Origin of the sequence: Streptomyces glaucescens (assembly GCF_002154375.1) — a bacterium.
Lineage (GTDB): Bacteria > Actinomycetota > Actinomycetes > Streptomycetales > Streptomycetaceae > Streptomyces > Streptomyces glaucescens.
Genome location: NZ_MUND01000352.1, coordinates 1 through 6,021 on the forward strand (window position 1 = coordinate 1; position 6,021 = coordinate 6,021).

The 6,021-nt window shown below is 73.1% G+C and carries 6 protein-coding genes and 1 pseudogene; 4 read left to right on the plus strand and 3 right to left on the minus strand.

Going from position 1 to position 6,021, the window contains the following annotated elements; genetic code table 11:
• A partial coding sequence (locus tag CCN42_RS22820) for a Gfo/Idh/MocA family protein (RefSeq protein WP_107427630.1) occupies window positions 1-779 on the minus strand: 779 nt, incomplete at its 3' end.
• Between the two features lie 342 nt (window positions 780-1,121).
• Here CCN42_RS22820 and CCN42_RS22825 point away from each other — a divergent pair.
• Window positions 1,122-2,168 (plus strand): LacI family DNA-binding transcriptional regulator, encoded by a 1,047-nt coding sequence (locus tag CCN42_RS22825; RefSeq protein ID WP_086171318.1) that lies wholly within the window; start codon window positions 1,122-1,124, stop codon window positions 2,166-2,168.
• A 383-nt stretch (window positions 2,169-2,551) separates the two neighbouring features.
• On the opposite strand, the pseudogene CCN42_RS22830 reads toward CCN42_RS22825, so the two are convergent.
• Window positions 2,552-2,662 (minus strand): annotated as a pseudogene (locus CCN42_RS22830) (tautomerase family protein); the annotation flags it as partial.
• A gap of 141 nt (window positions 2,663-2,803) precedes the next feature.
• Here CCN42_RS22830 and CCN42_RS22835 point away from each other — a divergent pair.
• The 3 genes from CCN42_RS22835 (at window position 2,804) to CCN42_RS22845 (ending at window position 5,278) form a co-directional block, all read left to right on the plus strand.
• Window positions 2,804-3,397, plus strand: a complete 594-nt coding sequence (locus tag CCN42_RS22835) for a dihydrofolate reductase family protein (protein ID WP_086738350.1) — start codon at window positions 2,804-2,806, stop codon at window positions 3,395-3,397.
• Between the two features lie 126 nt (window positions 3,398-3,523).
• Window positions 3,524-4,456: a bifunctional helix-turn-helix transcriptional regulator/GNAT family N-acetyltransferase gene (locus CCN42_RS22840; protein WP_086738353.1), complete on the plus strand. Its 933-nt coding sequence runs from the start codon at window positions 3,524-3,526 to the stop codon at window positions 4,454-4,456.
• 18 nt (window positions 4,457-4,474) lie between these two features.
• Window positions 4,475-5,278, plus strand: coding sequence for a sugar phosphate isomerase/epimerase family protein (locus CCN42_RS22845; RefSeq protein WP_169731507.1), 804 nt, complete (start codon window positions 4,475-4,477; stop codon window positions 5,276-5,278).
• A gap of 130 nt (window positions 5,279-5,408) precedes the next feature.
• Here CCN42_RS22845 and CCN42_RS22850 read toward each other — a convergent pair.
• The coding region (locus CCN42_RS22850) for a 3-phosphoshikimate 1-carboxyvinyltransferase (RefSeq protein WP_422641182.1) at window positions 5,409-6,021 on the minus strand (613 nt) is incomplete at its 5' end.

Sequence of the window (6,021 nt, forward strand, 5' to 3'; positions counted from 1 at the left end):
CCACCGCCGACGACGCCGCCTTCGAGTTCGAAGATGCCGTAGGCGGCGTCGTCGGCGGTGGCGTCGTAGGGCTTGCCGTCCTCGTCCCAGCGCTGCGGGATGTGGGTGGCGGTGAGCGCCTGGACGGACTTCACGCGGCCGAACAGCTCGTGCAGGACGTACTCCCAGTGCGGGAACATGTCGACGACGATGCCGCCGCCGTCCTCGGCGCGGTAGTTCCACGACGGGCGCTGGGCGGCCTGCCAGTCGCCCTCGAAGACCCAGTAGCCGAACTCGCCGCGCACGGAGAGGATCCGGCCGAAGAAGCCGCCGTCGATGAGGCGCTTGAGCTTGAGCAGGCCCGGCAGGAACAGCTTGTCCTGGACGACACCGTGCTTGATGCCCTTCTCGTGGGCGAGGCGGGCCAGTTCGAGGGCGCCGTCGAGGCCGGTGGCGGTGGGCTTCTCGGTGTAGACGTGCTTGCCGGCCGCGATCGCCTTGCGGATGGCCTCCTCGCGGGCGGAGGTGACCTGCGCGTCGAAGTAGATGTCGACGGTGGGGTCGGCGAGGACGGCGTCCAGGTCGGTGGAGACGTGCTCCAGGCCGTGCTGCTCGGCGAGCGCCTTGAGCGCGTGCTCGCGGCGGCCGACGAGGATCGGCTCGGGCCACAGCACGGTGCCGTCGCCGAGGTCGAGGCCACCCTGCTCCCGGATGGCGAGGATGGAGCGGACGAGGTGCTGGCGGTAGCCCATGCGCCCCGTCACACCGTTCATGGCGATACGCACCGTCTTGCGTGTCACGTCGGTCCCTTCCCAGGCGTCGTACGCGGTGGATGCGCGCCGCGTACGCCCCCGGGCGGTGACTGGTGAGCGGTACAGCAAGCGCTTTCTATACGAGGAGAAGCTAGCCTCTCGGCGGGGGTCTGGACAAGACACAGCGCACACTCGGCCTGTTCGAGGGGGCGAACAAGCGGGGCCCGCGGGCTTATGGTCTGCACGGAACCGCGAGCGGCCGCGCGGCCGTGTACGAGGTCGGGCGGGGAAGACCCTCCCCCGCCACGCCCGCATGCCGACGGCGGCAACGCCGACGACGTACGACGAGGTACGACAGATGCGCGAGACGCACGACCGGAGGACGACGAGATGACGGTGACCCTGGCGGACGTGGCGGCCCGCGCCCAGGTCTCGCCCGCGACGGTGTCGCGCGTGCTGAACGGGAACTACCCCGTGGCCGCCTCGACCCGGGAGCGGGTCCTGAAGGCGGTCGACGAACTGGACTACGTGCTCAACGGCCCCGCGAGCGCACTCGCCGCCGCGACGTCCGACCTCGTCGGCATCCTCGTCAACGACATCGCCGACCCCTTCTTCGGGATCATGGCGAGCGCCATCCAGTCCGAGATCGGCGGCCCCGGCGGACGCGCGGGCGGCGAACGGCTGGCCGTCGTCTGCAACACCGGCGGCTCGCCCGAGCGCGAACTCACCTACCTCACCCTGCTGCAACGGCAGCGGGCCGCCGCCGTGGTCCTCACCGGCGGCGCCATGGAGAACGCGCCGCACGCCGCGGCCGTCGCGGCGAAGCTGCGCAAGCTGAGCGAGGCAGGCACCCGGGTCGTGCTCTGCGGGCGCCCGCCCGCGCCCGACACCGACGCCGTCGCCCTCACCTTCGACAACCGGGGCGGCGGCAAGGAGCTGACCGAGCACCTGATCGGCCTCGGCCACCGGCGGCTCGGCTACATCGCCGGCCCCGAGGAGCGCACCACCACCCGCCACCGCCTGGAGGGCCACCGCGCCGCGCTCGCCGCCGCCGGCATCGAGGAGGACCCGCGCTGGACGGTCCACGGCCGTTACGACCGCCGCTCCGGCTACGAGGCCACACTGGAACTCCTGCGCCGCGACCCCACGATCACCGCGGTGGTCGCCGCGAACGACTCCGTCGCCCTCGGCGCCTGCGCCGCCCTGCGCGAGTCCGGCCTGCGCATCCCCGAGGACGTCTCCGTCGCCGGCTTCGACGACCTGCCCTTCAGCATCGACGCGGTGCCGTCCCTGACGACGGTGCGCCTGCCGCTCGCCGAGGCCGGGGCCCGGGCCGGCCGCATCGCGATGGGCCGCGAGGAGCCGCCGCCCGGCCGGGTCGCCACGGCGCGGGGGGAGCTGATGGTGCGCGGGTCCTCCGGAGTGCCGCGGACCTGAGGCGGCGGCCCGCTCACCGCGTGGTGAGCCACGCCGTGAACGCCGGGCCGCCCAGCATGACCAGAGCCGCCGGCAGCCGTACGGGAACCTGCTGAAGGGTCCTGCGGAGGCCGCCGATCCGAAGGTCCGGCACCGGCGCGCTCCGGCTGCCCCGCGGGGTGGCATCCGTCGGGTCGCCCGCGGGGCGGCCGGATCGGCGCGGTACCCGGCCGTGACTCCGGCGTCCCCCGCGAAGGCCGGCCCTGCGGGCCGGGCGGCCGCACCTCAGGGCTCGTGACGGCACCGAGTGCCGCCAAGCCTCAGCTCGGCGAGGCGTTCGAGGTCGTCGCGCAGCGACTCCCTGTCCTCGTCGTCGAGTTCGGCCGCGGAGCCGCCCCCCGCAGTCAGATGTAGCCAGCCGATCCAGGTGCGTACTGGGCTTCCCCGTCGCCGAGGGACCAGTCGATCGGCTCGTTCTCCGTGAGGGTGACGAAGACGTTGCGCGGCTCGGTCCCCGTACGGACCAGGGGCATGAAAACCTCTTCGAGCCTGCCGACGGGAGCGGCCCGCATCTTCGATCTCCGCCGAGCGATTACTTTCCGCCCCGGCGGCCGTCTGTCTTCCGAACGGCATCCACCGACCCGGGAGACACCACCATGCGCATCGTCATCAGCGAGTTCATCAGCCTCGACGGAGTCGTCCAGGCGCCCGGCGGCCCCGACGAGGACACCGACGGCGGATTCGCGCACGGCGGCTGGACGCACCCGTACTTCGACCCGGAGGTCGTCGGCGGGGCCTTCGACGCGGCGCTGGAGGGCGCCGACGCGCTGCTGTTCGGGCGGCGGACCTGGCAGACGATGGCGTCGGCGTGGCCGGAGCGGGCCGGGGATCCGTTCGCGGACCGGATGAACTCCATCCGGAAGTACGTGGTCTCCGACTCGCTCGGCGAATCCGATCTGACCTGGGAGAACTCCGTGCGGATCCCGAGGTCGGAGGCCGTCGCCGAGCTGCGCGAGCTGCGGGAGGGCGACGAGGGCGGTCTGCTGGTGATGGGCAGCCCGACGCTGGCCCGGACGCTGATCGCCGAGGGGCTCGTCGACGAACTGCGGCTGATCGTGATGCCGGTGGTGCTCGGCGGCGGAAAGTCGATCTTCCCCGACGGGGGCGGGAAGTTCCCGTTCGAGCTGGTCTCCACGACGAAGTCGGACGCCGGCACGCTGGTGAACGTCTACCGGCGGGCCGCCGGGTAACGCGGTCCGTGGGCGGAAGAGCCGTGGACGGGAGCGGGTCCCGCGCTTAACCTCGAACCGAGAATCTCTGACCCAGTCAAAGACCCACCCGGCTGGACCGGCATCGGGGAGACATCGGGGGCGAGCATGACCGTCGAAGACATCCGCTCCTTCAACCGCTTCTACACCCGCCTGATCGGCGCGCTGGACTACGGCCGCCAGTTGTACGCCCCGTACACCCTCACCGAGTCCCGGGTGCTCTACGAGCTGGCGCACTCGCCCCGCACCGACGTCGCCGACCTGCGCACCGGGCTGCACCTGGACGCGGGCTATCTGACCCGCATCCTGAACAGGTTCGAGACGGAGGGGCTGATCGAGCGCGGCCCGTCGGAGCGGGATCCGCGGCGGCGGCGGATCCGGCTGACCGCACGGGGCCGGGAGACCGCCGATCTGCTGGACGAGCGGGCCCGGCAGACGGTCGGCACGCTGCTGGCGGGGGTGGCGCCGGACGACCGGCCGCGGCTGGCCGAGGCGCTGAGGACGGTGCGGACCCTGTTGTCGGGTGACCGGGCGCCCCGCCCCGAGGACGTCGTGCTGCGCGAGCCCGCCCCCGGCGACCTGGGCTGGGTCGTCCAGCGCAACGCCGTGCTGTACGCCGCCGAGTACGGCTGGAACGCCGAGTACGAGGGGCTGGTCGCGCGGATCGTCGCGGACTTCGCGGAGGATCACGACCCGCGTGCGGAGCGGGTGTGGATCGCCGAGCTGGACGGGGCACCGGTGGGGTGTGTGATGTGCGTACGGGACGAGGCGCCCGGCACCGCCCGGCTGCGGCTGCTGCTGGTCGACCCCGGCGCGCGTGGCCTCGGCATCGGTGACCGGCTGGTCACGGCGGTCGTCGGCTTCGCACGGGGGGCCGGCTACCGCGAGCTGGTCCTGTGGACGAACGACGTGCTCACCACCGCCCGCCGGATCTACCAGCGGCACGGCTTCGTGCTCGTCGCCGAGCAGCCGCACCGCTCCTTCGGTCAGGATCTCGTCGGGCAGGACTGGCGGCTGGATCTGCGCGCGCGGGCGGAGTGACGAGTAGGGTCGCTGAGTATGAAGCTGGCGTTCTCCACTCTCGGCGTCCCCGGTCTCCCCCTCCCCGATGTGCTCCGCCTCGCGGCGGAACACGGCTACCACGGGGTCGAACTGCGCGCGCACCCGGAGGAACCGGTGCACCCAGGCCTCGGCCCGGACGAACGCGCGCAGGTGGCCGCCGAGTTCAAGGCGGCCGGTGTCGAACCCCTCGGTCTCGCCGGATACGTGCGGGTGGCCGCGCCCGGCGACGACGAGCCGGTGCTGGCGGACATCCGCGCCCTGCTGGACCTGGCCCGCGATCTCGGCGCCCCGTTCGTGCGGGTGTTCCCCGGCGCGGACCTGGTGGGCCAGCCGCCGGAGGAGGCCGACGCGGTCGCCGCCCGCCGACTGGGCGTCGCCGCCGAACTCGCCGCCGACGCGGGCGTACGGATCCTGCTGGAGACCCACGACTCGCACCGCACCGGCGCCGACGCCATCCGTATCCTGGGCCCGGTCGGGCACCGGCACGTGGGCGCGCTGTGGGACGTGATGCACACCTGGCTGGGTGGCGAGCAGCCCTCCGAGACCTACGCGGCCCTCTCCCCGCACCTGGGCTATGTCCAGGTCAAGGACATCGCCTCCGCCGACGACACCGCCCCGCTGCCGCTCGGCGCGGGCGTGCTGCCGGTCGCCGAGGTGGTGGAGGTGCTGTCCCGGCACGGCTGGGACGGCTGGCTGTGCTGGGAGTACGAGAAGCGGTGGTACGAGTCGGCGGCGCCGCTGCCGGAGCTGCTGGGCGCGGGCCGGGACCATCTGGCGCGGCTGCTCAACGATTCGGCGTGAGCGATTCGGCGTGAGCGATTCGGCGTGAGCCGCTCGGCGTGAGGGTTCGGTGTGACCGGTCCCGGCACAGCGTGCGTGCCGGGACCGCCCGCGGACGATCTCCGGACCGCTCGCGGGATGTCCGGCGAGGTCAGCCGATGGCCGCGCGCAGCTCGGCGAACTCCTCGTGGAAGCCGGGGAAGGTCTTGCGGACGCACCCGGGGTCGTCGAAGGAGATGCCGGGGGCGCGCAGGCCCGCCACCGCGAAGGACATCACGATGCGGTGGTCGCCGTAGGACTTGATCTCGACGCCGGACGCCGGGGTGCCGGGCTGGATCTCGATCCAGTCCGGGCCCGTCTCGACCGCCACACCCAGCCGCCGCAGGTTCTCCGCGCAGGCCTCCAGCCGGTCGCACTCCTTCACCCGCGTGTTGGCGACGTCCTCGATGCGCACCGGGCCGGAGGCGTACGGGGCGATCGCGGCGAGGGTCGGCATGGTGTCGGAGATGTCCCGCATGTTGACGGTGAGGCCGTGCAGTTCGCCGGTCCCGCGCACGGTCGTGCGGTCGGCGCCGATCTCCACGTGGGCGCCCATGCGGCGCAGTACGTCCACGAAGGCCAGGTCGCCCTGGAGGGCGCCCTCGCCGAGGCCCGGGACGGTGACCTCGCCGCCGGTGAGCGCGGCGGTGGCGAAGAAGTAGCTGGCGGTGGAGGCGTCCGGCTCGATCGCGTAGGTGGTGGCGCGGTAGCCGCCCGGCGGGACG